At 69.8% G+C, this 25,002-nt stretch carries 25 protein-coding genes; 20 read left to right on the forward strand and 5 right to left on the reverse strand.

Features of this window, described 5'->3' with window-relative positions; all coding sequences use genetic code 11:
• Positions 1-134 precede the first annotated feature (134 nt).
• Positions 135-2,201, forward strand: a complete 2,067-nt coding sequence (rho, locus tag MRBLMI1x_RS08520; protein WP_363458159.1) for a transcription termination factor Rho — start codon at positions 135-137, stop codon at positions 2,199-2,201.
• Between the two features lie 10 nt (positions 2,202-2,211).
• Positions 2,212-3,291 (forward strand): peptide chain release factor 1, encoded by a 1,080-nt coding sequence (gene prfA, locus MRBLMI1x_RS08525; protein WP_018188637.1) that lies wholly within the window; start codon positions 2,212-2,214, stop codon positions 3,289-3,291.
• Between the two features lie 6 nt (positions 3,292-3,297).
• Here the strand turns inward: prfA and epsC are convergent, their stop codons facing one another.
• Both epsC and cysK read right to left on the reverse strand, forming a co-directional pair.
• The gene (gene epsC / locus MRBLMI1x_RS08530; protein ID WP_363458162.1) at positions 3,298-3,903 is read right to left on the reverse strand and encodes a serine O-acetyltransferase EpsC; all 606 of its coding nucleotides are present in this window, start codon (positions 3,901-3,903) and stop codon (positions 3,298-3,300) included.
• A gap of 29 nt (positions 3,904-3,932) precedes the next feature.
• Positions 3,933-4,868 carry a cysteine synthase A gene (cysK, locus tag MRBLMI1x_RS08535; protein WP_018188635.1) on the reverse strand — a complete coding sequence of 312 codons (936 nt, stop codon included), beginning with the start codon at positions 4,866-4,868 and terminating at the stop codon, positions 3,933-3,935.
• 130 nt (positions 4,869-4,998) lie between these two features.
• On the opposite strand from cysK, the gene prmC reads away from it, so the two are divergent.
• From prmC to MRBLMI1x_RS08600, 13 genes are all read left to right on the forward strand, one after another.
• On the forward strand, positions 4,999-5,889 hold the full coding sequence (gene prmC, locus MRBLMI1x_RS08540) for a peptide chain release factor N(5)-glutamine methyltransferase (RefSeq protein ID WP_363458166.1): 891 nt from the start codon (positions 4,999-5,001) through the stop codon (positions 5,887-5,889).
• Positions 5,890-5,969: 80 nt separating this feature from the next.
• Positions 5,970-6,665 carry an L-threonylcarbamoyladenylate synthase gene (locus MRBLMI1x_RS08545; RefSeq protein WP_018188633.1) on the forward strand — a complete coding sequence of 232 codons (696 nt, stop codon included), beginning with the start codon at positions 5,970-5,972 and terminating at the stop codon, positions 6,663-6,665.
• Positions 6,662-7,822: an MraY family glycosyltransferase gene (locus MRBLMI1x_RS08550; RefSeq protein ID WP_018188632.1), complete on the forward strand. Its 1,161-nt coding sequence runs from the start codon at positions 6,662-6,664 to the stop codon at positions 7,820-7,822. Before MRBLMI1x_RS08545 ends, MRBLMI1x_RS08550 begins: the two co-directional genes overlap by 4 nt.
• Entirely contained in the window at positions 7,819-8,328 is a 510-nt protein-coding gene (locus MRBLMI1x_RS08555) for a hypothetical protein (RefSeq protein WP_020096826.1), read from the forward strand. Before MRBLMI1x_RS08550 ends, MRBLMI1x_RS08555 begins: the two co-directional genes overlap by 4 nt.
• Positions 8,329-8,457: 129 nt before the next feature.
• Complete coding sequence (gene atpB, locus MRBLMI1x_RS08560) at positions 8,458-9,249, forward strand: F0F1 ATP synthase subunit A (RefSeq protein WP_223247006.1); 792 nt, start codon at positions 8,458-8,460, stop codon at positions 9,247-9,249.
• A gap of 46 nt (positions 9,250-9,295) precedes the next feature.
• Positions 9,296-9,529 (forward strand): ATP synthase F0 subunit C, encoded by a 234-nt coding sequence (gene atpE / locus MRBLMI1x_RS08565; RefSeq protein ID WP_018188628.1) that lies wholly within the window; start codon positions 9,296-9,298, stop codon positions 9,527-9,529.
• A 29-nt stretch (positions 9,530-9,558) separates the two neighbouring features.
• Positions 9,559-10,113 (forward strand): F0F1 ATP synthase subunit B, encoded by a 555-nt coding sequence (locus MRBLMI1x_RS08570; protein ID WP_116228681.1) that lies wholly within the window; start codon positions 9,559-9,561, stop codon positions 10,111-10,113.
• Positions 10,113-10,901 carry a F0F1 ATP synthase subunit delta gene (locus MRBLMI1x_RS08575; RefSeq protein WP_363458172.1) on the forward strand — a complete coding sequence of 263 codons (789 nt, stop codon included), beginning with the start codon at positions 10,113-10,115 and terminating at the stop codon, positions 10,899-10,901. The genes MRBLMI1x_RS08570 and MRBLMI1x_RS08575 overlap by 1 nt, the downstream gene beginning before the upstream one ends.
• Positions 10,902-10,975: 74 nt before the next feature.
• Positions 10,976-12,616, forward strand: a complete 1,641-nt coding sequence (gene atpA, locus MRBLMI1x_RS08580; RefSeq protein WP_018188625.1) for a F0F1 ATP synthase subunit alpha — start codon at positions 10,976-10,978, stop codon at positions 12,614-12,616.
• A gap of 23 nt (positions 12,617-12,639) precedes the next feature.
• Positions 12,640-13,536: a F0F1 ATP synthase subunit gamma gene (locus MRBLMI1x_RS08585; protein ID WP_018188624.1), complete on the forward strand. Its 897-nt coding sequence runs from the start codon at positions 12,640-12,642 to the stop codon at positions 13,534-13,536.
• 22 nt (positions 13,537-13,558) lie between these two features.
• Positions 13,559-15,007, forward strand: coding sequence for a F0F1 ATP synthase subunit beta (gene atpD / locus MRBLMI1x_RS08590; protein ID WP_018188623.1), 1,449 nt, complete (start codon positions 13,559-13,561; stop codon positions 15,005-15,007).
• 1 nt (position 15,008) lies between these two features.
• Entirely contained in the window at positions 15,009-15,269 is a 261-nt protein-coding gene (locus MRBLMI1x_RS08595; protein WP_018188622.1) for a F0F1 ATP synthase subunit epsilon, read from the forward strand.
• Positions 15,270-15,335: 66 nt separating this feature from the next.
• Positions 15,336-16,100 carry a YaaA family protein gene (locus tag MRBLMI1x_RS08600; RefSeq protein WP_018188621.1) on the forward strand — a complete coding sequence of 255 codons (765 nt, stop codon included), beginning with the start codon at positions 15,336-15,338 and terminating at the stop codon, positions 16,098-16,100.
• Here the strand turns inward: MRBLMI1x_RS08600 and MRBLMI1x_RS08605 are convergent.
• The gene (locus MRBLMI1x_RS08605; RefSeq protein WP_020096830.1) at positions 16,090-16,623 is read right to left on the reverse strand and encodes a DUF4870 domain-containing protein; all 534 of its coding nucleotides are present in this window, start codon (positions 16,621-16,623) and stop codon (positions 16,090-16,092) included. The genes MRBLMI1x_RS08600 and MRBLMI1x_RS08605 overlap by 11 nt on opposite strands.
• A gap of 175 nt (positions 16,624-16,798) precedes the next feature.
• Between MRBLMI1x_RS08605 and MRBLMI1x_RS08610 the strand changes: the two genes are divergently transcribed.
• Together MRBLMI1x_RS08610 and MRBLMI1x_RS08615 are read left to right on the forward strand one after the other, a co-directional pair.
• Complete coding sequence (locus MRBLMI1x_RS08610) at positions 16,799-17,617, forward strand: PP2C family protein-serine/threonine phosphatase (protein ID WP_018188619.1); 819 nt, start codon at positions 16,799-16,801, stop codon at positions 17,615-17,617.
• A gap of 66 nt (positions 17,618-17,683) precedes the next feature.
• Complete coding sequence (locus MRBLMI1x_RS08615) at positions 17,684-20,422, forward strand: FtsK/SpoIIIE domain-containing protein (protein ID WP_363458178.1); 2,739 nt, start codon at positions 17,684-17,686, stop codon at positions 20,420-20,422.
• Between the two features lie 6 nt (positions 20,423-20,428).
• Here the strand turns inward: MRBLMI1x_RS08615 and MRBLMI1x_RS08620 are convergent, their stop codons facing one another.
• Positions 20,429-21,418, reverse strand: coding sequence for an asparaginase (locus tag MRBLMI1x_RS08620; protein ID WP_020096832.1), 990 nt, complete (start codon positions 21,416-21,418; stop codon positions 20,429-20,431).
• 60 nt (positions 21,419-21,478) lie between these two features.
• Here MRBLMI1x_RS08620 and MRBLMI1x_RS08625 point away from each other — a divergent pair, with 60 nt between their 5' ends.
• Positions 21,479-21,964, forward strand: coding sequence for an OsmC family protein (locus MRBLMI1x_RS08625; RefSeq protein WP_311857474.1), 486 nt, complete (start codon positions 21,479-21,481; stop codon positions 21,962-21,964).
• Between the two features lie 24 nt (positions 21,965-21,988).
• On the opposite strand, the gene MRBLMI1x_RS08630 is transcribed toward MRBLMI1x_RS08625, so the two are convergent.
• On the reverse strand, positions 21,989-22,768 hold the full coding sequence (locus tag MRBLMI1x_RS08630) for a lysophospholipid acyltransferase family protein (RefSeq protein WP_018188616.1): 780 nt from the start codon (positions 22,766-22,768) through the stop codon (positions 21,989-21,991).
• 144 nt (positions 22,769-22,912) lie between these two features.
• Between MRBLMI1x_RS08630 and MRBLMI1x_RS08635 the strand changes: the two genes are divergently transcribed.
• Positions 22,913-23,872 (forward strand): FKBP-type peptidyl-prolyl cis-trans isomerase, encoded by a 960-nt coding sequence (locus tag MRBLMI1x_RS08635; protein ID WP_018188615.1) that lies wholly within the window; start codon positions 22,913-22,915, stop codon positions 23,870-23,872.
• A gap of 43 nt (positions 23,873-23,915) precedes the next feature.
• On the forward strand, positions 23,916-24,998 hold the full coding sequence (gene dxr, locus MRBLMI1x_RS08640) for a 1-deoxy-D-xylulose-5-phosphate reductoisomerase (protein WP_363458183.1): 1,083 nt from the start codon (positions 23,916-23,918) through the stop codon (positions 24,996-24,998).
• Positions 24,999-25,002: the final 4 nt, after the last annotated feature.

The following is a 25,002-nucleotide window of genomic DNA, read 5'->3' on the forward strand; positions in this document are numbered from 1 at the left end:
TGCGAACCACCGCACACCCCTCCTGACGGGCCTGCGCAACTCTGTGCCTGCGCGAACACCCCGCTGAGGATTCGGATCCGTCGTGGACGGAACCACCTGCGGTTATGACTTTCCACATCTGAAAGGGAGAACTCGTGGAGTCCATCTCCGAGATCCAGACCGGCGACGACGTCGCCACCGGCGGCGCTGCCGCCGACGAGACCACCACGGCCGCCGCGCAGGACGCGACGACGGATGCCGCTGCGGACACCGCCGACTCGACTGCCGTCGAAGCCGCGCCCGCCGCAGACGAGGCGACCGAGCCGTCCACCGACGAGGCCGCCGCGCCCGCCGAGGAGCCCGTGCAGGCGAAGCGCCCCGCACGGAGGACCTCCGCGAAGAAGGCCGCTGCTGCAGCCGAGCCCGTCGCAGACGAGGCCGTCGCAGACGGGACCGTCGCCCAGGACGCTGCACCCGCAGTCGAGGCATCCGCTGACGAGAAGCCGGCCGACGAGAAGCCGGCGAAGGCGCCGCGCAAGCGTGCGCCGCGCCGTGCCAAGAGCGGTGACGCTCCTGCCGAGGCAGCGCCTGCCGCCGACGCCGCTGCTGCTGCCGCCGACGCCGCTCCGGCAGCCGCTGACGCCACGCCGGCGGACGCTCCGGCGACCGAGACCAGCGCCGCCCCGGCCGCAGCCGAGGCACCCGCCGAGCAGGCATCCGACGACGCGAACGCGTCCGCATCGAGCGACGCGAACACCGCGGCATCCGGAGACGACTCCGAGGGCTCCAGCGAGGGGACCGGCCGCAGCCGGTCGCGCAGCCGCAGCCGCAGCCGCAACCGCAACAAGGGCGAGAACGGCCAGAACGGCAACCAGGGCGGCAACGGCCAGGGCGGCAACGCTCAGAACGGCAACGCTCAGAACGCGCCCGCCGACAAGCCCGCCGCCGAGTCGGTCTCCGACGACGAGCAGGGCCAGGGCCGCGGCCGCCAGCGCAACAAGCGCCGCGGGCAGTCGACGGGCGACGAGTTCGACACCGAGATCGGCGAGGACGACGTCCTCATCCCGATCGCCGGCATCCTCGACGTCCTCGACAACTACGCCTTCGTCCGCACCACGGGTTACCTGCCCGGGCAGAGCGACGTCTACGTCTCGCTCGGCCAGGTCAAGAAGTACAACCTGCGCAAGGGCGACGCGGTCGTCGGCGCGATCAAGCAGCCCCGCGAGGGTGAGCAGTCGAGCCGCCAGAAGTACAACGCGCTCGTCAAGGTCGACGCCGTCAACGGCCTGTCGGTCGAGGACGCCGCCACGCGTGTCGAGTTCGGCAAGCTGACCCCGCTCTACCCGCAGGAGCGCCTGCGCCTCGAGACCGCGCCCGAGAAGCTGACGCAGCGCATCATCGACCTCGTGGCTCCCATCGGCAAGGGCCAGCGCGGCCTCATCGTCGCGCCTCCCAAGGCCGGTAAGACGATCGTCCTGCAGCAGATCGCCAACGCGATCGCGACGAACAACCCCGAGGTCCACCTCATGGTCGTCCTCGTCGACGAGCGTCCCGAAGAGGTCACCGACATGCAGCGGACGGTCAAGGGCGAGGTCATCGCCTCGACCTTCGACCGCCCCGCCGAGGACCACACGACGGTCGCCGAGCTCGCCATCGAGCGTGCGAAGCGTCTCGTCGAGCTCGGTCGCGACGTCGTCGTCCTCCTCGACTCGATCACGCGCCTCGGCCGCGCCTACAACATCTCGGCGCCCACCTCGGGCCGCGTGCTCACCGGTGGTGTCGACGCCTCGGCGCTCTACCCGCCCAAGCGCTTCTTCGGCGCGGCGCGCAACATCGAGAACGGCGGATCGCTCACGATCCTCGCCACGGCTCTCGTCGAGACCGGCTCCAAGATGGACGACGTCATCTTCGAGGAGTTCAAGGGCACCGGCAACAGCGAGCTGCGCCTGTCGCGTCAGCTCGCCGACAAGCGGATCTTCCCCGCCGTCGACGTCAACGCGTCGAGCACCCGTCGCGAGGAGATGCTCCTCTCGGCCGACGAGGTCAAGATCACGTGGAAGCTGCGTCGCGCCCTCGCCGGCCTCGACCAGCAGCAGGCCCTCGAGGTCGTCCTCGGCAAGCTGAAGGAGACGACGTCGAACGTCGAGTTCCTCGTGCAGATGCAGAAGTCGATGCCGGCCCCCGCCGCCGGCGGCCACGCGCACGAGAACAGCATCCGCTGAGCCTCGAGCCGTGTTCGAATCCGTCCAGACGCTGATCGACGAGCACCGCGCGGTCCAGGAGGAACTCTCCGACCCCGCGGTGCACGCCGACGCGTCGCGCGCCAAGCGCGTCAACCGGCGGTACGCGGAGCTCTCCCGCATCGTCGCCGCGTACGATGCGTGGCACGGAGCGGAGGAGGACCTCGCCGCCGGTCGGGAGCTGGCCAAGGAGGACGACGCCTTCGCTGAGGAGGTCCCGGCGCTCGAGCAGCGCCTGGCCGAGACGCAGGAGAAGCTCCGGCGCCTGCTGATCCCGCGCGACCCCGACGACGCCCGCGACGTGATCCTCGAGATCAAGGCGGGCGAGGGCGGCGCCGAGTCGGCGCTGTTCGCGGCGGACCTCCTTCGCATGTACCTGCAGTACGCGGCATCCCGCGGCTGGAAGACCGAGCTCCTCGAACGCAACGAATCGGACCTCGGCGGGTACAAAGACGTCCAGATCGCGATCAAGGGCTCGTCCAGCGACCCGGCGCAGGGCGTCTGGGCGCACCTGAAGTACGAGGGCGGCGTGCACCGCGTGCAACGCGTGCCCGCGACCGAGTCGCAGGGGCGCATCCACACCTCGACGACCGGTGTTCTCGTGTTCCCCGAGGTCGACGAGCCCGAAGAGGTCCAGATCGATCCGAACGACCTCAAGATCGACGTCTTCCGCTCGTCCGGACCGGGTGGGCAGTCGGTCAACACGACGGACTCCGCCGTCCGCATCACGCACGTGCCGACCGGCATCGTCGTCTCGATGCAGAACGAGAAGAGCCAGCTGCAGAACCGCGAAGCCGGTATGCGCGTCCTCCGCGCACGCCTGCTCGCCAAGCAGCAGGAGGAGCGGGATGCCGCGGCCTCCGACGCGCGCAGGTCGCAGATCCGCGGCATGGATCGCTCCGAGCGCATCCGCACCTACAACTTCCCCGAGAACCGCATCGCGGATCACCGCACCGGGTACAAGGCCTACAACCTCGACCAGGTGATGGACGGCGCGCTCGGCCCCCTCATCGATTCCGCGATCGCCGCGGACGAAGAGGCGCAGCTGGCCGCGGTCGGCTCGGAGGCCTGAGCCGGGTCAGATGTGGTACTCGGGCGCCATGAGGATCGCCCGGGTGTCCTCGTTCGCCGTGCGCCGACGCGCGCGTGCCGGTACGCCCACCAGGACGGAGTCCGCGGGGGCATCCTTCGTCACGACGGCGTTCGCCCCGATCACCGAGTGCGCCCCGATCACGATCGGCCCGAGGATCTTCGCGCCCGCGCCGACGGCGACGCCGTCCTCGAGGGTGGGATGCCGCTTGCCACCGTCCCGGGTCCGGCCGCCCAGCGTCACCCCGTGGTAGAGCATGACGTCGTCCCCGACTTCGGCGGTCTCGCCGATGACGACACCCATGCCGTGATCGATGAAGAACCGTCGCCCGATGGTGGCCCCCGGGTGGATCTCGATCCCGGTCAGCCAGCGGGTCACCTGCGAGAGTGCGCGCGCCGGGAACCGCCTGCCGCGCCGCCACAGCGCGTGCGCCACCCGGTGACTCCACACGGCGTGGAGTCCCGGATAGAGCAGCGCGATCTCGGCGCCGCCGCGGGCCGCGGGATCGCGCAGCTTCGCGGAGGCCACGTCCTCACGGACGGACCGCGCCGCGGCGGCGACGCTGCGGACGAACGAGGGGGCGGTGCGGGGCACGGCGGACCTTCCGGGTGTCGGCGTGCGGGTCAGTCGCGGAACTCCTCGAAGAGCGCGGTCGACAGGTACCGCTCGCCGAACGAGGGGATGATGACGACGATGTTCTTGCCCTCGGCCTCGGGGCGAGCCGCGACCTGAAGCGCGGCCCAGATGGCGGCACCGGACGAGATGCCGACGAGGATGCCTTCGGTCGTCGCGACCTTCTTCGCGGTCTCGATCGCGTCGTCGAACGTGACGTCCTGGACCTCGTCGATGACGCCCTGGTCGAGGATCGGGGGGATGAAGTTCGGGCCGATGCCCTGGATCTTGTGGGGGCCGGGCTTGCCCTCGGTCAGCAGCGGCGAGTCCTTGGGCTCGACGGCGACGACCTTCGCGGACGGTACCCGCTCCTTGAGCACCTGACCGACACCGGTGATGGTGCCGCCCGTGCCGATGCCGGCGACGAAGTAGTCGACGGCGCCGTCGGTGTCGCGGAGGATCTCCTCGGCGGTCGTCTTCCGGTGGATCTCGACGTTGGCCTGGTTGGCGAACTGCTTGGCGAGCACGGCGCCCGGGGTCTCGGCGGCGATGCGCTCGGCTTCGCCGACCGCGCCCTTCATGCCGAGGGAGGGGTCGGTGAGAACGAGCTCGGCGCCGTAGGCGCGCAGCAGCATCCGGCGCTCGACCGACATCGACGAGGGCATCGTCAGGATGACCTTGTACCCGCGGGCTGCGCCGACCATCGCCAGGGCGATGCCGGTGTTACCGCTCGTGCCTTCGACGATCGTGCCGCCGGGCTTCAGCTCGCCCGAGGCCTCGGCGGCGTCGACGATGGCGATGCCGAGGCGGTCCTTGACCGAGGATGCCGGGTTGTAGAACTCGAGCTTGGCCAGGATGGTCCCGGGCAGGCCCTCCGATACGCGGTTCAGTCGGACCAGGGGAGTGTTGCCGAATGCGCTGGTGATGTCGGAGTGGATGCCGGTCATGGGATGCCTTCCGTGCGGATGGAGATCTGGGTCGCGGTTCAGGTGCCCGCGATGCGTCCCCCAGCCTAAGGCGCGCCTGCGGCCGGTGGCCCTGTGTGACGATGCGGCGCGCGGTATCCTGGGCTTTCCCATGTCGACTTCACGGATCTCCGACGCGCCCGCCGGCAGCGACCTCGCACCCCTCGTCCGCACCGCGGCGGCGCGCCTCGCCGCCGCCGGCGTCCCGTCGGCCGATGTGGACGCCGAACTCCTCGCGGCCCATGTCCTCGGGCTCGGCCGTGGCGAGCTGGCTGCCGCGATGATGCGGGGTGATCGGATGCCGGAGCTCGAGGCGACGCGTTTCGCCGAGTTCGTCGAACGCCGCGCGGCGCGCGAACCCCTTCAGCACCTCACCGGCCGGGCGCCGTTCCGGCACATGGAGCTGCGGGTCGGTCCCGGCGTGTTCGTCCCGCGTCCCGAGACCGAGATGGTCGCCCAGCTCGCGATCGACGCGCTCCGCGAGGCTCCCGGCCCCGAGCCCGTCGCGGTCGACCTGGGGACGGGAAGCGGAGCCCTCGCCCTGGCCTTGGCCACCGAGGTGCCGCACGCGCGCGTGCACGCCGCCGAGAACTCGGTCGAGGCGTTCATCTGGGCCAAGGAGAACTTCGCGGAGCAGGCACCGCACGCCCGGCTCGCCTTCATCGACCTCGCCGACGCCTTCCCCGAGCTCGACGGCACCGTCTCGGTCGTCGTCTCGAATCCTCCGTACGTTCCCGACGACGCCGTCCCGCGCGACCCCGAGGTCCGCTTCTGGGATCCGCCCGCGGCCCTCTACGGCGGCGCCGACGGTCTGGACGTCGTCCGCGTCCTCTCGGGCGTCGCGCTGCGCCTGCTGCACCCCGGCGGCACCCTCGTGATCGAGCACGGCGAGTGGCAGGGGCCCGGCATCCGCGAGATCCTGAGCGCCGACGGGTGGCGCGGCGCCGCCACCCACCCCGACCTCACCCTGCGCGACCGCGCGACGACCGCCCTCCGCCCCTGACCTCGACCACGTCCCTCCGGCGCCCTCCTCCCGTGTTCTCGCAGGTGCAGGAGGGGCGCTCCTCGTAGAATGCTGCGGATATGTCTCCCGTTCTCGACTGCCGTGACGCCGACCAGCTGCTGCCCGCTCTCCGCCAGGCACGGCAAGCGATCGGACGCGGCGAACTCATCGTGATGCCGACCGACACCGTCTACGGTGTGGCCGCGGACGCCTTCAACGCGTCGGCGGTGGCTCGCCTGCTCGCCGCGAAGGGTCGCGGGCGGCAGTCGCCGCCCCCCGTCCTCGTCTCGGGACCCGACACGATGCGCGCCCTCGTGGCCGAGGTCCCCGAACCCGTCGAGCGTCTCGTCGAGCGTTTCTGGCCGGGCGGGCTCACGATCGTGCTCCCGGCTCAGCCGTCGCTGCGGTGGGACCTGGGCGAGACGCGCGGCACCGTCGCGGTGCGGATGCCGAACGACCGTTTCGCCCTCGAGCTCCTCGAGGAGACCGGCCCGCTCGCGGTGTCCAGCGCGAACCTGACGGGCAAGCCCGCCGCGCTCGGGATCGACTCGGCCGTGCAGATGCTCCGCGACAGCGTCTCGGTGTACCTCGACGGCGGCCTCGTCGAGACCGGTGTCGCTTCGACGATCATCGATGCGACCGGCCTCGTCGGTCGCGACCGGCGCCCGGTGACGGTCCTCCGCGACGGCGCCGTCTCGCGCCAGGACCTCCGCGACGTCCTCGGCGACCTCCTCGAGCCCGATCCGGTCGACCCCGAAGAATCCGACGCCGCGTGAGGGACTACCTGCTCGCGTTCGTCATCACCGGCGCCCTCACCTTCGTCTTCTCGTGGGTCGTGTGGCGCGTGGCGATGAGATTCGGGCTCCACCCGGCGATCCGCGAGCGGGACGTGCACAAGACCCCGACGCCGCGGCTGGGCGGCGTGGCGATGTTCATCGGGATGCTCGGCTTCTTCGTCCTGTCCTCGCAGCTCCCCGCCTTCGCGATCGTCTGGCAGGAGCCGTCGATGGTGTGGTCGCTCCTCGGGGCCGCCGCGCTCATGGTCGTGGTGGGCGTCGCCGACGACCTCTGGGACCTCGACTGGATGATCAAGCTCGGCGCCCAGTTCGTCGCCGCCTGGATCGTCGTGTTCCTCGGCGGCATCCAGATCTTCTATCTGCCCTTCGGCCAGCAGGTCGTCGTGTCGAGCTGGGTGAGCATCAGCCTGTCGATCCTCCTGATCGTGATCGTCATGAACGCGGTCAACTTCATCGACGGTCTCGACGGCCTCGTCGCCGGTGTCTGCCTCATCGCCAACGCGGTGTTCTTCGCCTACTCCGCCATGCTCGTGCGCGATTTCGACAACAGCGAGCAGAGCAACACGGGTGTGTTCATCGCCATCGTGCTGCTCGGCATGTGCGCGGGCTTCCTCCCGTTCAACTGGAACCCGGCGCGGATGTTCATGGGGGATGCCGGTGCGCTGCTGCTCGGGCTCATGATGGCGTCGTCCGCGATCGTCGTGACGGGCAATCTGCCGCCGAACCTGCTGAGCGACAACGATCTCTTCGGCCGCTCGCAGCTACTCGGTGCCTTCATCCCCGTCATCCTCCCCGTGGTCATCGTGCTGCTCCCTCTCGTCGACTTCGGTCTCGCCGTCGTCCGCCGCATGGCGCAGGGCAAGTCGCCGTTCTCGCCCGACCGCAAGCACCTCCATCACCGGATGCTCGACATGGGTCACACCGACCGCAACGCCGTGTTCGTGTTCTACGCATGGACCGCGGTCGTCTCCCTCTCCGTCCTCCTGATGTACATCGGCACGACGAAGGGGTGGCCGGGGCGGTACTGGCCCGGTGTCGCGTTCCTGATCATCGGATGCGTCGCGTGCGTCCTCGTCACCCTTCCCCCCGCGCGCCGTGCCCGTCCGGTCGCGCCCGAGCGAAAGGCCCTCTCATGAGCGCCCTGTCCTCCACCCGCATGCTCCGCACCGCTCTGGTGTGGTCGGGCATCGTCACCCTGGTCCTCGCCGTCGTCGGGGGAGTCGTGGGTCTGCTCGTGGCAGGCGTCTCGGGACTGTCGAGCGCGCTCGTGGCGGTCCTCATGGCGGCCGTGTTCCTCGCCTTCACGATCGTCTCGATCCTCATCGCCAACCGCTTCTACGGCGACCCGCTGTTCGTCCCGATCTTCTTCGGGTCGGTCATGGGCGGATGGATCCTGAAGTTCGTCGTCTTCCTCGTGGTGCTCTTCGTCCTCCGCGACCAGCCCTGGCTCACGCCGATGGTGTTCCTCATCTCCCTGATCGTGAGCATCATCGCCTCGCTCGTCGTCGACGTCGTCGTCATGATGCGCATGCGGATGCCGGCGGTCAGCGACACGACGCTGCCCACCGCGGCAGAGGTCGAGGCCGCAGAGGTGGAGGCGGGGGAGCGTCGGCACGGGGACACCAGCACCCCAGAGGCCTGATAGGCTGTTTCCGAGCCCGCCTGAACCCCGACGGGAACGCCTGCGGAGTCAGCTCACCGACCATCGTCGCCCGATCGATAGATCGACGCCCCGAAGCTGGAGCCAGCGCTGTTTACTCAAGCTGCGACCCTGATCGCTACTGCCGCCGAAGACGCCCCTGACGAGTTCCATGGACCGTCGATCTCGGAGTTCTTCCCCGATGCGGTCTTCTCGATCGGCCCCCTCGTCGTCAACCGGATCCACCTCATCCAGATCCTCGCGACGATCGCCATCGTCCTGATCTTCTGGCTCGGCACCCGCCGCATGACGGTCGTCCCCGGCCGCTTCCAGAGCGTCGTCGAGATGGGCCTGGACTTCGTCCGGGTCAACATCGCCGAAGACCTGCTCGGCAAGAAGGACGGACGCCGGTTCCTGCCGATCCTCACCACGATCTTCTTCATGGTGCTGTTCATGAACATCACGGGTGTCATCCCGTTCCTGAACATCGCAGGTTCGTCGATCGTCGCGGTGCCCCTCCTCCTCGCGCTCGTCGCGTACGTCACCTTCATCTACGCCGGTATCAAGGCGAGCCCCGGGAACTTCTTCCGCAACTCGTTGATGCCTCCCGGGCTGCCCTGGTTCCTCTACATCCTGATCATCCCGCTCGAGTTCCTCTCGACGTTCATCATCCGGCCCGTGACGCTGACGCTCCGACTGCTGATGAACATGATCGTCGGGCACCTCATGCTCGTCCTGTTCTTCGCAGCGACGCAGTTCTTCCTCATCACCCTGGGCGGCTGGTTCTCGGCGCTCGCGGCCGGAACGCTCGCGTTCGGGTTCGCCTTCACGATCTTCGAGATCTTCGTCGCCTTCCTCCAGGCATACGTCTTCGCCATCCTCACCGCGGTCTACATCCAGCTCGCGGTGGCAGAAGAGCACTAAGCGGTCCGGCGCACGCCGAGCCATCCAACCGAAAGGAAACACCTCCGTGGACGCAACTACGGTTCTCGCCGCCCTCGAGGGCAACGTCGCGACGATGGGTTACGGCCTCGCCGCCATCGGCCCCGCCATCGGTGTGGGCATCGTCGTCGGCAAGACGATCGAGGGCGTGGCCCGTCAGCCCGAGCTGGCCGGTCGCCTGCAGGTCCTGATGTTCATCGGTATCGCCTTCACCGAGGCGCTCGCCTTCATCGGCATCGCGACCTACTTCATCTTCCAGTAAACCGCGACTCAGATCACTAAGGAGACAGGATGCTGAACGCTCTTGTCGCGTACGCAGCCGAAGAGGGCGGGTCTCACAACCCGCTGATCCCGGCTTGGTACGACATCATCTGGTCCGGGGTCTGCTTCGTCGTGATCCTGTTCGTCTTCTGGCGGGTCGCCCTCCCGAAGATGCAGGTCCTGCTCGACCAGCGCGCCGCTGCCATCGAGGGCAACATCGCGAAGGCCGACGAGGCTCAGCGCAAGGCGGAAGCCGCCCTCGAGGAGTACACGGCCCAGCTGGCCGAGGCTCGCAAGGAGGCCGGCGAGATCCGCGAGACCGCCCGTGAGGACGGTAAGAAGATCGTCGCCGAGGCCAAGGACAACGCGTCGGCCGAGGCCGCACGCCTGACCTCCGCTGCGCACCACCAGATCGAGGCCGAGCGCCAGACCGCGCTCGTCTCGCTGCGGAGCGAAGTGGGCACCCTCGCCCTCGACCTCGCCGGTGGTGTCATCGGCGAGACGCTGTCCGACGACGCCAAGGCCAAGGCCGTGGTCGACCGCTTCCTGGCCGACCTCGAATCCTCCGAGAAGGCAGCGAAGTAATGGGCAGCGCGACCACTCAAGCCCTCGCGGCGACGACGTCGGCCCTCACGGCCGCGCCGGGCGTCGACCTCGGTGTCGCCCGCGAGCTCTTCGCCGCGGTGCGCACCCTGGCCGGCTCGTCGCAGCTGAGCGGCGCGCTCTCGGATGCCTCGGTGCCCGCCGAAGCTCGACGTGCGCTCGTCTCGCGCGTCTTCGGCGGGTACTCGGCTGCGACCGGGTCGGTCCTCGACGCGGCCGTCGCCGAGCGCTGGTCGTCGTCGGCGGACCTGATCTCGGGGATCGAGGAGGCCGGCGTCCGCGCCGCCGCCATGGCCGAGCCGCAGGTCGACGTCGAGGCCGAGCTCTTCTCCGTGGCGCGCACGATCGCTGCCAATCCCGAGCTCGAGCTCGCGCTGGGCAGCCGGCTCGGTGACGCATCCGCCAAGGGCGCGCTCATCGAGAGCCTGCTGAACGGCCGCGCCGCCGCATCGACGGTTGCGATCGTGTCGTCTCTCGTCCAGGTACCGCGGGATCGACGCGTCCGCTCGATGCTCAGCCGTGCGCTGCGTGTCGTCGCGGACCAGCGCGGTCGCGCCGTGGCCACCGTCTTCGCGGCCGCGGACCTCACCGACGAGCAGACGTCCCGCCTCCAGCGCACCCTCGCGGCGCGCTACGGCACCGAGGTCTCGCTGAACGTCGTCCTCGACCCCACGGTCGTCGGCGGTGTCCGTATCGAGATCGGCGACGACGTGATCGACGCCACCGTCTCGTCCCGACTGGGCGACCTCCGCCAGCGTCTGGCGGGCTGACTCTTCCCGCTCCACCGAGGAGCGGACCCGGCAGGCCAGGTGCCCGCCACAAGACCTCACTAAGAAGGAAGACCATGGCAGAACTGTCCATCAGCCCCGACGTCATCCGTGACGCGCTGAAAGACTTCGTCGCCGCCTACGAGCCCACCGGGGCAGCGGCGACCGAGGTCGGCACCGTCGTCGACGCCGCGGACGGCATCGCCCACGTCGAGGGCCTGCCCGGCGTGATGGCGAACGAGCTCGTGCGCTTCGAGAACGGCGTCGAGGGCCTCGCGCAGAACCTCGACGAGCACGAGATCGGTGTCGTCGTCCTCGGTGACTTCTCGGGCATCGAAGCCGGCCAGAAGGTCACCCGCTCCGGCGAGGTCCTCTCGGTCGGTGTCGGCGAGGGCTACCTCGGCCGCGTCGTCGACCCGCTCGGCAACCCGATCGACGGTCTCGGCGAGATCGCCACGACCGGCCGCCGCGCCCTCGAGCTGCAGGCGCCCGGCGTCATGCAGCGCAAGTCGGTCCACGAGCCGATGCAGACCGGCATCAAGGCCATCGACGCGATGATCCCCGTCGGCCGCGGTCAGCGCCAGCTGATCATCGGCGACCGCCAGACCGGTAAGACGGCCATCGCGATCGACACGATCATCAACCAGAAGGCCAACTGGGAGTCGGGCGACGTCACGAAGCAGGTCCGCTGCATCTACGTCGCGATCGGCCAGAAGGGCTCGACCATCGCTTCGGTGAAGGGCGCCCTCGAGGACGCCGGTGCCATGGAGTACACGACGATCGTCGCGGCCCCGGCATCCGACCCCGCCGGCTTCAAGTACCTCGCTCCCTACACCGGCTCGGCCATCGGGCAGCACTGGATGTACGAGGGCAAGCACGTCCTGATCATCTTCGACGACCTGTCGAAGCAGGCCGAGGCCTACCGCGCCGTGTCGCTGCTCCTGCGTCGTCCGCCGGGCCGTGAGGCGTACCCCGGTGACGTCTTCTACCTGCACTCGCGTCTGCTCGAGCGTTGCGCGAAGCTGTCCGACGAGCTCGGTGCCGGTTCGATGACGGGTCTGCCCATCATCGAGACCAAGGCCAACGACGTCTCGGCGTACATCCCGACCAACGTGATCTCGATCACCGACGGCCAGATCTTCCTGCAGTCCGACCTCTTCAACGCCAACCAGCGTCCCGCGGTCGACGTGGGTATCTCGGTCTCGCGTGTCGGTGGCGACGCCCAGGTGAAGTCGATCAAGAAGGTCTCGGGAACGCTCAAGCTCGAGCTCGCCCAGTACCGCTCGCTCGAGGCCTTCGCGATGTTCGCATCCGACCTCGACGCCGCGTCGCGTCGACAGCTGGCCCGTGGTGCACGTCTGACGGAGCTCCTGAAGCAGCCGCAGTACTCGCCGTACCCCGTCGAGGAGCAGGTCGTCTCGATCTGGGCCGGAACGAACGGCAAGCTCGACACGATCGAGGTGGAGGACGTCCTCCGTTTCGAGCGCGAACTGCTCGACCACCTGAAGCGGAACACGTCGATCCTCGACACCCTGCGCGACTCGAACGTGCTCGACGACAACACCGCCGGCGAGCTCGAGAAGGCCGTCGACGCCTTCGTCCTCGAGTTCCAGGGCGGCAAGGGTCAGGCACTCGGCACGCCGGGTCACGAAGAGGTCGCTGCTGCGGACGTCGATGACGTGAACCAGGAGAAGATCGTCAAGGGCCGCCGCGGCTGACGCCGACGGGAGACTCATAACCTATGGGCGCACAACTCAGGGTCTACAAGCAGAAGATCTCTTCTGCTCAGACGACCAAGAAGATCACGAAGGCGATGGAACTCATCGCGGCTTCGCGCATCCAGAAGGCGATGGCTCGCGTCCGCGCGTCCAACCCCTTCGCGCGGGCCGTCACGCGTGCCGTCTCCGCCGTGTCGACGCACTCCAACGTGCAGCACCCGCTGACCACCGAGCGGGAGCAGATCCGTCGTTCCGCCGTCGTCGTCTTCGGTTCCGACCGCGGCCTCGCCGGCGCGTTCAACTCGCAGGTCATCCGCGAGGCTCTGCAGCTCGGCGAGCTGCTGCGCAGCCAGAGTGTCGAGCCGGTCTACTTCCTGGTGGGCCGCAAGCCGGTCGGATTCTTCCAGTTCCGTCGCATCGCGACGGCGGGGGAGTGGATCGGTGACACCGACACCCCGGCGTTCTCGACGGCCGAGGAGATCGCGGCGGCGCTGATCGCCGCGTACGAGCTCGGCGGCGGCGAGGGCGGCGTGGATGAGATCAATCTCGTCTACAACCGCTTCGTCAGCATGATGACGCAGACGCCGGAGACGGTCCGTCTGCTGCCCCTCGAGGTCGTCGAGGCGGAGGACACGGCATCGAGCCAGGTCTACCCGCTCTACGAGTTCGAACCGGATGCCGAGACGGTGCTCGACGCGCTGCTGCCGGTGTACGTGCAGAGCCGCGTGTTCAACGCGCTCCTGCAGTCGTCCGCCGCGAAGCAGGCCGCCACGCAGAAGGCGATGAAGTCCGCCAGCGACAACGCCGACAAGCTCATCACCGACTACACCCGCCTGCGCAACAACGCGCGTCAGGCGGAGATCACGCAGCAGATCGCCGAGATCGTCGGCGGCGCCGACGCGCTGGCGTCGGGCAAATAGACCACACGAAAGAAGAGAAGCCATGAGCCTCACCGCTGAGAAGACGGAGACCCCCGTCGTCGGCCGCGTCGCGCGCGTCACCGGCCCGGTCGTCGACATCGAGTTCCCGCACGACTCGATCCCCGAGATCTACAACGCTCTGAAGACCACGATCGTGATCGGCGACCAGTCGACCGAGATCACCCTCGAGGTCGCCCAGCACCTGGGCGACGACCTCGTCCGCGCCATCTCGCTGAAGCCGACCGACGGCATGGTCCGCGGCCAGGAGGTGCGCAACACCGGCGGTCCCATCACGGTTCCCGTCGGCGACGTCACCAAGGGCAAGGTCTTCAACGTCACGGGTGACGTCCTGAACGCCGCACCGGGCGAGACCATCGAGGTCACCGAGCGCTGGGGCATCCACCGCCAGGCGCCGAACTTCGACCAGCTCGAGTCCAAGACCGAGATGTTCGAGACCGGCATCAAGAGCATCGACCTGCTCACCCCGTACGTGCAGGGTGGAAAGATCGGTCTGTTCGGTGGCGCCGGTGTCGGCAAGACCGTCCTCATCCAGGAGATGATCCAGCGCGTCGCGCAGGACCACGGTGGTGTGTCGGTGTTCGCCGGTGTCGGTGAGCGCACCCGTGAGGGCAACGACCTCATCGCCGAGATGGAAGAGGCGGGTGTCTTCGACAAGACCGCCCTCGTCTTCGGCCAGATGGACGAGCCGCCGGGGACGCGCCTCCGTGTCGCCCTGTCGGCGCTGACGATGGCGGAGTACTTCCGCGATGTCCAGAAGCAGGACGTGCTCCTCTTCATCGACAACATCTTCCGCTTCACGCAGGCCGGTTCCGAGGTCTCCACGCTGCTGGGCCGCATGCCCTCCGCCGTGGGTTACCAGCCGAACCTCGCCGACGAGATGGGCGTGCTCCAGGAGCGCATCACCTCGACGCGTGGTCACTCGATCACCTCGCTGCAGGCGATCTACGTCCCCGCCGACGACTACACCGACCCGGCTCCGGCGACCACGTTCGCGCACCTCGACGCGACCACCGAGCTCTCGCGTGAGATCGCATCGAAGGGTCTGTACCCCGCGATCGACCCGCTGACCTCGACGAGCCGCATCCTCGACCCGCGCTACATCGGTGAGGATCACTACCGTGTGGCCACGTCGGTGAAGCAGATCCTTCAGAAGAACAAGGAACTGCAGGAGATCATCGCGATCCTCGGTGTCGACGAGCTCTCCGAAGAGGACAAGATCGTCGTGTCGCGCGCACGCCGCATCCAGCAGTTCCTCTCGCAGAACACCTACATGGCCAAGAAGTTCACCGGCGTCGAGGGCTCCACGGTCCCGATCAAGGAGACCATCGAGTCGTTCGACGCGATCGTCAAGGGTGACTTCGACCACGTGGCCGAGCAGGCCTTCTTCAACGTCGGTGGCATCGGCGACGTCGAAGAGAAGTGGGCTCAGATCCAGAAGGAGAACGGCTGACATGGCGCTGACCGTCACCCTCGTCTCCGCTGAGGCGGAGGTCTGGCACGGCGAGGCGAGCCTCGTCGTGGCCAAGACGGTCGAGGGCGAGATCGGCTTCATGGCCGGTCACGAGCCCGTGCTCGCGATCCTCGCCGAAGGACAGGTCCGCATCACGCAGTCGAACGGCGAGAAGATCGTCGCGACGGCGGAGGACGGTTTCCTCTCGATGGAGAACGACGAGCTCACCATCGTGGCCGGGAACGCAGCCCTGCAGTCCTGACACCCCTTTCACGCAGCGCCGCCCGGTTCTCCGGGCGGCGCTGCGCTTTTCCCTGGAGGTCGCGTCGTGCTGATCCTGCTCCCGCCATCCGAGACGAAGCGCCCCGGCGGCGACGGACCGCCGTGGCATGCGGACGCTCTCTCGTTCCCGGGCCTCCGCGCCGAACGCGATCGGGTGGTCGATGCGCTCGTCGCGCTGAGTGACGACGAGGACACCGCGGCCCGGGTGCTCAAGTTGTCCGCCCGGCAGCGGGGGGAGGTCGCCGTGAACGCCGCGCTCCGGACCTCGCCCACGGTCCCCGCCGCGGACCGGTACACCGGCGTGCTGTTCGACGCCCTCGACGCGTCGACCCTGGATGACGCGGCCCGGGAGTGGCTGCGGACCCGTGTCGCGATCCACTCGGCGCCCTTCGGCGTCGTGGGGGCACTCGACCCGCTTCCCGCTTACCGGCTGGGTGCCGGCATCCGCCTCCCCGGTCTGCCGTCGATGAGGTCGGTGTGGGCGGATGCCGTCGGTGCCGCGATCGCGGCTACGGCGCCGTCGTTCGTGCTCGACCTGCGGTCGGAGGCGTACGTGACGCTGGGGCCCGTGCCGGCGGAGATCCCGCAGGCCTACGTGCGGGTCGTCTCCGAGGGGCCCGACGGCGCTGTCCGCGCGCTCAACCATTTCAACAAGCACGCGAAGGGGGAGCTGGTCCGCCGCCTCGCCTCGACCCGGCCCCACACCACGGATCCGGCCGGGCTCATGCGATGGGCGCAGGACGAGGGGATCGTCCTGCGCCCATCGGGGGCCGGAGAGCTGGAGCTCGTCGTGCCTCCCGTTACGAGATGAGGCGGAGCGTGACCGGGTAGCGGTAGTTTCCGCCGGCGTTGACGCGCACCCCGCCGAGGATCGAGAACACGATGTTCACGACCCACAGGGCGACGGGGAGAAGTCCGATCAGCAGGCCGATGACCGGGATCCAGCCGAGCACGAGCGTGAGGATCCAGGCCGCGACCATCGCGATCGTGAACGTGATCTGCCAGTTGAGCGCTTCTTTGCCTTCGGCGTTCGTCCGGGGTCCCCGGTCCTTGAAGATCAGCCAGATGACGAGGGCGGGAACGAATCCGATGACGCCGCCGAAGTGCGCGAAGGATGCCCACTGCTTGTCCTGGTCGGGCGGAAGCGGACCCGAGGGCGCCGGCTGGGCGTAGGGCTGCGACGGAGGCTGCTGCCCGTAGGGCTGCTGCGGTGGCGGTGAGTAGGGCTGCTGCGGCGGTGCCGGGTGGTCGTTGGGCGCCTGCCCGGGGGGCGGCGTCGGACCACCAGCGGGAGGAGTGGGCCCGCCGTTCTGCGGGGGATTCGGATCTGACATCGCTGTGTCCTCCTGTCGGGGTCGCCGCGGGCGCGGCGTCCGGCGCGCGTGCGCCGGTTCAGCGAAACCGTAGTGCCCTCCACCAGTGCAGGGCAACGGCTTGTGCCGCGAGATGACGGGGGTGGTGTCCACTAGAGTGTGAAGACGCTGCACCGATCAGGAAAGAAGGCGGAGCGTGCCCGAAGTCGTCACCTCATCCCGCGTTGTCACCACCGGCACGGGTTCCGTCGAGGTGCGCTGGGCCGAGGTCACCCACCAGGGCCGGCGACGCGAGAACAACCAGGACGCCGTCCTCTCCGCGTTCCCCCTCTTCGTCGTCGCAGACGGCATGGGCGGTCACATCGGCGGCGAGATCGCGAGCTCTCGGACCGTCGAGCGACTGTCGGCCGCGGTCGATCGTGGAACCGTCTCTCCCGAAGTGATCGAGGACGCCCTCGAGCGCGCGGTCGATGACATCGCGTCGCATTCCGAGACGACGGACGACGGCACCGGCACGACCGTGACCGGCGTCTACCTCGACCTCACGGGTGACGAGCCGACCTGGGTGACTCTCAATATCGGCGACTCGCGCGTGTATCTCCTCCGCGACGGCGCCCTCGCTCAGGTGACGACCGACCACTCGGTGGTCCAGGAACTCATCGCCGCCGGTCGCCTCAGCCCCGAAGAGGCCGAGAACCACCCCTACGGGAACGTCATCACCCGTGCCGTGGGACCCAGCGACGGTGTCGTTCCCGACTACGTCCGTCTCGAGGTGGTCGACGGCGATCGCTTCGTCGTCTGCAGCGACGGGCTGACCAAAGAACTCACCGACTACGGCATCCTCCACTTCCTTCTGCAGCACCACGATCCGGCCGCCGCAGTCGACGCGATGCTCGAAGCCGCGCTCGAGAACGGCGGCCGCGACAACGTCTCGATCATCGTCGTGGGTGCGCGGTTCCTCTCGGCGGACGACGACACCGCGACCGTCGAGATCTCCTCCCCGGTCGCCTCCTGACCGATTCCCTCCACAGGCCGTCGTCCCCCGCGTCTGCGGGTGGTGTCGTCTGACGAGAGTGGATGCGTGTCCACTCTCGCTCCCGATGACCCGCTGACCCTCCCGCGTCGACCCGCGCCGACACCGCGTCCGCCGCTTCCGGTGATGACCGCCGTCGTGCCGGTCATCGGCGCGGTCGTCCTCTGGGCGGTGACGGGATCGGCCTACGCCCTCCTGTTCGCAGCGCTCGGACCTCTGATCGCGGTGGCCTCGGTCGCGGACGCCGCGCGCACGTCGAGGCGGACCGCGAAGAAGGATGCCGCAGCCCTCAGGCGCGAGCTCGCGCAGGCCGAAGTCGAGGTGGCCCGCAGACACGAGGACGAACGCGTGCAGCGGTGGGCGACGCATCCGGACGTTCAACGGTTCCTCGCGAGGCCCGAATCGATCTGGCGCTCCGTGGCCGAACGCGAGGCCATGCTGGTCGTCGGGTCCGGTGATGACGCCAGCGCTCTCCGCGTCACGGGCGGCGACGGTGATGACGAGGCGACCGCGCTGCGTCGCAGCGCCGGCGTCCTCAGCGACGTCCCCGTGCCGATCCCCCTGACGACCGGGGTCGCCGTCATCGGACCGCCCCGACTGGCGGCGGCCGTGACGCGCGCCCTCGCCCTGCAGATCCTCCTGTGCCTGGCTCCCGGTCGGGTGCGGTTGGGCGACGGCGGGCCGGCGTGGACGGATGCCGCGCCCCACCGCGCCGCGGCGGTGGGACCCCTCCTCCAGGTCCTGGAGGAGGGAGGTCTCGTGGGAGGCGATGTCGACGTCCCGCTCGTCGTCGTCCCCGAAGGTGCCCCGCCGCCCCCGCGGTGCGGGGCTGTCCTCAGGCTCACCGGCCCCACGACGGCACGCCTCGACCTCGACGGTCGTTCCCGCGACCTGACCGTCGAGGTCGTGTCGAAGCACCAGGCGGCACGGGTGGCGGAGCTGCTGTCCGAGCGCGCGACCCGAGCACTGGGGAACACGGTCGACCTGCCGCTCACGCTCCGCGACGCGATGCGCAGCGCCCCCGCGGCGGGGCCGGGGTCGCTTCCCGCAGCCTTCGCCGGGGCCGGCGGTGCCGTGTTCCCGATCGACCTGGTCCACGACGGTCCTCACGCCGTCGTCATCGGGATGACCGGAGCGGGCAAGAGCGAGCTCCTCACATCGTGGGTGGTGTCATTGTGCGCCGCGCACACGGCTTCGCAGGTGGGGCTCCTCCTCGTCGATTTCAAGGGAGGGAGGACGTTCGACCATCTCGCGTCGCTGCCGCACGTGACGGGGGTCCTGACCGACCTCGACGAGCCGACGACCGTCCGCGCGATCGAGAGCCTCCGCGCCGAGGTGAGGTATCGGGAGCGGACCCTCGCCGCGCGAGGCGCCCGCGACATCGACGAAGCGGGCGACGCGCTCGGCCGCCTCGTGATCGTCGTCGACGAATACGCGGCGCTCGTCGCTGCGCATCCCGTCCTCCACGATGTGTTCGGCGACCTCGCGGCGCGCGGCCGGGCGCTCGGCATCCATCTGATCCTCGCGGCGCAGCGGGCGAACGGTGTCTTCCGGGATGCGGTCCTCGCCAACGCGCCGCTCCGCATCGCGCTCCGGGTGGCTGACGGATCCGACTCGCGCGCCGTGCTGGGCGTCGACGACGCCTGCCGACTCTCCGGGCGGCCCGAGGCGCGCGGCACCGCACTCGTCCGCCGCAGCCGCGACACGGCGCCGCAGGCGGTCCGGGTGGCCTTGTGCGACGGCGCGGTCATCGCCGAGACGGTCGAGAGCCGTCGTGGTGACCGTGCGCGGCGCCCGTGGCTTCCCGCGCTCCCCGAGCGGATTCCGCTGTCGCCGTCGCCGGGCCGTGACGGGGTGCTGCTCGGCGTCGCCGATGAGCCCGAGCAGCAGCGCCAGCGCGAGGTCATCTGGGAGGATCCCGCCCTGGTGGTCATCGGCGGCCCTGGCAGCGGCAGGACCGGCGTCCTGCGCGCCGTCGCCGCGCAGTCGACCGTGCGGGTGGTGCCGCCGGACCCCGAGGGAGCGTGGGACACCCTCACCGGTATCGAGGGGATGCCGGCCGGCACGACGCTCCTCGTCGACGATCTCGACGTGATGCTGTCGGCCCTGCCGGGGGAGTACGGCGCCGTCGCGGCGGAGGCACTGGAGAGCGCGCTGCGCGCGGCCCGGGCCCGCGGCATCCGGATCGTGCTGACGACGCAGCGCGTCGGCGGCGGCGTGGGGCGGATCCTCGAGCTCGTGCCTCGGCGGCTCATCCTGGCAACGGCATCCCGCGCCGACCATGTCGCGGCGGGAGGGGAATCGGCCGACTTCGTCGTGGACCCGCCACCCGGACGCGGAAGGCTCGGTCGCACGCTCGTCCAGGTGGTGGATGCCGGTGAGCTGCCGTTGCACGGGCCCAGCGAGGGGCCGCCGGTGTGGCAGCCCGGCCGGCGTCCCGCAGCGGTGGTGGTGCCCGCGGGGCCACGATCGCGTCGGTTGACGGAGGCGTGGGAGCGGATGGGGATCCGGGTCGATTCGGTCGACGGCGAGGCTCGCCTGGCCCGCGGCGGTGTCGTGATCGGATCACCGGACGCCTGGCTCGCACAGTGGCGCCTGCTTGCGGCAGCGCGTGCCGACGGCGACCTCGTCATCGATGCCGCGTGCGCCGCCGAGTACCGGTCGCTCGTCGGTACGCGTGAGCTGCCGCCGTTCGCCGTCCCGGGGGCGTCGCGGGCCTGGGTGCACTCTCCCGACCGGCCGGTGCGCCGAGTGCTGCTCGCCGGTGAGGGGGAGGGGGCCGGCTGACAGGGCTCAGACGGTGGGTCGGATGACCCCGACATCGCGGCCGCCGCCGGTCACCGTCAGCGGCAGATCGCCCAGGGTGCGGGCGACGTCGGCCGCCTGCAACGCCCCCGCCCGCACGAGCAGGGTGAGTGCGGTGACGACACCCGCCCGGTTGCTTCCGTCGAGGATCTTGAGGACGACCGTGGTGCCGTCGGGGGCGACCATCGCCATGACCCCTTCGGCACCGTGCTTGGCGAACACACCGAGCCGCTCGGTCACGATCGAGTCCGGCAGCCCCGGGCCCTGGATCACCCACGGGTGCTCGCGGACGGCGCGCACCAGCATGCCGGCGCTCCGGTGCAGGGCGAAGGGCGAGCGCTCCGAAGACGCCCCGATGCGATGGATCGCGCGCGCCAGTGCGGCGAGCGTCATCGCGTGCACCGGGGCGCCGCATCCGTCCACCGCCGTCGCCGTGATCTTCGTGCCGGTGAGGCGCTCGACCACCTCGCGCGTGTGGACCTGCAGCGGATGCTGCGGCTCGAGGTACGTGGCCATGTCCCACCCGTTCGCGTGGCAGGCCAACAGCATCGCCGCGTGCTTTCCCGAGCAGTTCATCCTCACGCGCTGCGGGCCGATGAGCTCTCGGGTCATCTCGTCGCGCGCTGCCGCATCCCCGGGCCAGGCCGGCGGGCACAGGAGCGCGTCCTCGCCGACGCCGGCGGCGTTCAGGATGTCCGTCACGAGCGCGACGTGACGGTCTGTCCCCGAGTGGCTGGCCGTGGCCACGGCGAGATGAGCGCCTTCGAGCGCGGCTCCTGCCGAGACGCTCGCCAACGCCTGCATCGGCTTGAGGGACGAGCGGGGGAGGATCGGCGCCTCCACCGCGCCCAGTGTCGACACGACGACGCCGTCGGGATCCAGCACGATCGCCGATCCTGCGTGACGGGATTCCACGAATCCGCTGCGTTCGACGACGGCGAGTTCGACGGCATCCGTCACAGCGAAGGTCTCAGGCACCCGTTCAGCCTACCCAGCGGGCTCGGGGCCACCGCCGTCCGAAGGTGCGAGACTGGCGGTGTGCGCGACGAACACCACTACCGAGTGAGCACCCTGTGGACCGGCGACCGCGGTACCGGCACGAGCGGGTACCGCGACTACGACCGGGCCGTCACCCTCCGCGTCGAGGGGAAGCCCGACCTCCTGGGCTCGAGCGACAGGCCGTTCCGCGGGGACCCGACGCGCTGGAACCCCGAGGACCTCCTGCTCGCGGCGCTGTCGGAGTGCCACCTGCTCTCGTACCTGCACGCGTGCGTGACGGCGGGCGTCGTGGTCACGTCCTACGAGGACGACGCGGCCGGGACGATGGTGCTCGACGGGAAGGGCGGGGGAGCGTTCCGCGAAGTGACCCTGCACCCGCGGGTCACGGTCGCCGACCCTGCGATGATCCCCGCGGCGGAGGCGGCGCACCGACAGGCACGCGAATGGTGCTTCATCGCGAATTCCGTGAACTTCCCCGTGCATCACGAGGCGACGGTGACTGCTGCCGCACCTCACGAGTCCTGACCCGGCAGCGCCGAGCGGTCCCGCTCAGCGTCGCTCGTGCGGGAGCACCTGTTTGAGCCGCTCGACCGGGTTCTGCGCGGGGACCTCGTTGTACGCTCCGGCCAGCTCCTGACCGGAGAGCGCGTGGATCGCGGTCATGATGTCGTCCGTCGCCTGACGGCGGGCGCGACCGGAGGATGCCGCGCCGTGGTGGGAGAGGTCGATGGGTTCGCCGTACCGGATGGTGACCCGGGGGGACAGGCGCGGCCACTTGGCGCCGACGGGCATCGCCGCGTTCGTGCCGACGATGCCGACGGGCACGACGGGGGCGCCCGTCTCGAGAGCGAGGAAGGCGACGCCGGTGCGGCCCTTGTACAGACGCCCGTCCAACGACCGCGTCCCCTCGGGGTAAAGCGCGATGGCCTTCCCGGACTGGAGGATGCGGCGCTGCTGATCGAGCGCATCGAGGGCGGCCTGGCCGGCACCGCGCTGAACGGGCGTCGCGCCGAGGGCGCGGAAGAACCGGTTGCTGAACCAGCCCTTCAGGCCGGTGCCGTCGAAGTAGCTCGACTTGGCGAGGAAGTACACGGGGCGCGGCGCGAACAACGGGAGCACGAAAGAGTCGATGAAGCTCAGGTGATTGCTGGCCAGGATGATGGGACCCGTGCGCGGGATGTTCCCGACACCCTCGATCCGCGGCCGGTAGATGAGTCGCGCCAGGGGACCGAAACCCCAGCGGACCAGGTAGTAGAGGGCCCCGGCGCGCGCGAGTTCATCGACAGATGACTCGGCAGAGGGCTCGGGGGGAGTCTGCGCTTCGGTCACCAGAAGAGGGTACTGCCAAACCCATACGCGTCAGGACATGACGGAGCAGCAGGTCGCGACCGGATTCGGCGCCCGACTCACACCCCGGACAAAAGATCATGGGGGAGTATGGACGGACACCCCGTATCTCTGTGAGGTTCTTTCGTGCGTCTTCGTCCCATCGCCGCCCTTTCCGCCGCTGCCGTGGCCGTCCTCCTGCTGGCCGGGTGCGCATCCGGCCAGGGCACCGCGCAGCCCACCGGAACGGCGGCTGCCGATCTCTGCGCCGCGCAAGCCAAGCCGGGCAAGGCTTCCGATTCCGTCAAGGTCGACGGCGAGGTCGGCAAGCCGTCCAAGGCGACGTTCGAGAAGCCGCTCGAGCCCAAGGCGCTGCAGGTGAGCGTCCTGGACGAGGGCACGGGCGACGCCGTCAAGCCGGGCGACTTCGTCTCGTATGCGATGACGGCCTACAACGCCAAGACGGGCGAAGAGCTCGCGACGGTCGGCTACAAGCCGGGCGAGTTCCTGCCTTCGCAGCTGTCGGCCGCAACTGTCCTCGGACAGGTCTTCGGGTGCGGCAAGATCGGCGAGCGCGTCGTCGCCGCCTTCCCCGCGAGCGACACCGCCCAGTCCGAGGTCTACGTCCTCGACCTGCTCGGCACCGTGCCGACCGCAGCGTGGGGCGAGCCCCAGGCCGAACCCGCGGGACTCCCGAAGGTGAAGCTCGCCGACAACGGCGCCCCGACCATCACGATCCCCGAAGGCCAGGACCCGCCCACTGCGACGGAGGTCGCGACCCTGAAGAAGGGCGACGGCTACAAGGTCCAGCAGGGCGACTACACGCTCATCCAGTACACGGGCGTGCGCTGGTCGGACGGCAAGACGTTCGACTCCACCTGGGAGAAGAACACTCCGGCGACCCTCACCACGACCCAGGTCGTCAAGGGCTTCCAGAAGGCGCTCGAGGGTCAGACCGTCGGATCGCAGGTGCTCGTCGTCATCCCGCCCGCCGAGGGATACGGCGAGGGCAAGATCAACGAGGCCGACCTGAAGGGCGAGACGCTGGTCTTCGTCGTCGACATCCTCGGAGCGCAGTCGGCGACCGCCGGCGCCGCAACCGAATGACCCCGCGGCGGGCGCTTCGGCGCCCGCCGGTAGGGTGAAGGCCATGCGACGCATCCTGATCCTGGGCTCGACCGGTTCGATCGGGACGCAGGCGCTCGACGTTATCCGCGCGAACCGCGACCGATTCGAGGTCGTCGGCCTCGCCGCGGGTCGTGACCGCGACGGGATGCAGGCGCAGGCCGACGAGTTCGGGGTCACCGAGACCGCGCTCGGCGCGGTCGACGCCGAACGCCTGGTACGCAGCGTCGAGGCCGACGTGGTCATCAACGGCATCACGGGTTCCGTCGGTCTCGGTCCGACCCTCGCGGCCCTCGAATCCGGAGCGGTCCTCGCCCTCGCCAACAAGGAGTCGCTCATCGTGGGCGGGCCGCTCGTGACGAAGCTCGCGGCACCGGGCCAGATCGTCCCCGTCGACTCCGAGCACTCCGCCATCGCGCAGTGCCTGCGGACGGGGGATGCGGCCGAGGTGCGACGTCTCGTCCTCACCGCGTCGGGCGGCCCCTTCCGTGGTCGCTCCCGCGACCGGTTGCAGGACGTCACACCGCGCGAAGCGCTCGCTCACCCGACGTGGGACATGGGCCGCGTCGTCACGACGAACTCCGCGACCCTCGTCAACAAGGGACTCGAGGTCATCGAGGCGCACCTGCTCTTCGGCATCCCGTACGACCGGATCGACGTCACGGTCCACCCGCAGTCCATCGTCCACTCGATGGTCGAGTTCGTCGACGGGTCGACGATCGTCCAGGCGTCCCCGCCCGACATGCGTCTGCCGATCTCGCTGTCGCTCGACTGGCCGCACCGGGTCGCCGGGGTCGGGGAGCCGCTGGACTGGACGACCGCTTCGACCTGGACGTTCGAGCCGCTCGACGAGGATGCCTTCCCGAGCGTCGCGCTCGCCAAGCAGGTCGGTGTGGCCGGCGACACGTATCCGGCCGTGTTCAACGCCGCGAACGAGCAGGCCGTCGACGCCTTCCACGAGGGCGCCTTGCCGTTCCTCGGGATCGTGGACACCGTCGCGCGGGTCGTCGACGCGCACGAGCGCCCGAGCGAACTGACTCGGGAGTCGCTCGCCGCCGCCGAGCGGTGGGCCCGCGACACGGCGGACCGGCTCATCGCCGCGCGCTGAGCCG

The sequence above is a fragment of the Microbacterium sp. LMI1x-1-1.1 genome (genome assembly GCF_040676205.1).
Classification (GTDB): domain Bacteria; phylum Actinomycetota; class Actinomycetes; order Actinomycetales; family Microbacteriaceae; genus Microbacterium; species Microbacterium aquilitoris.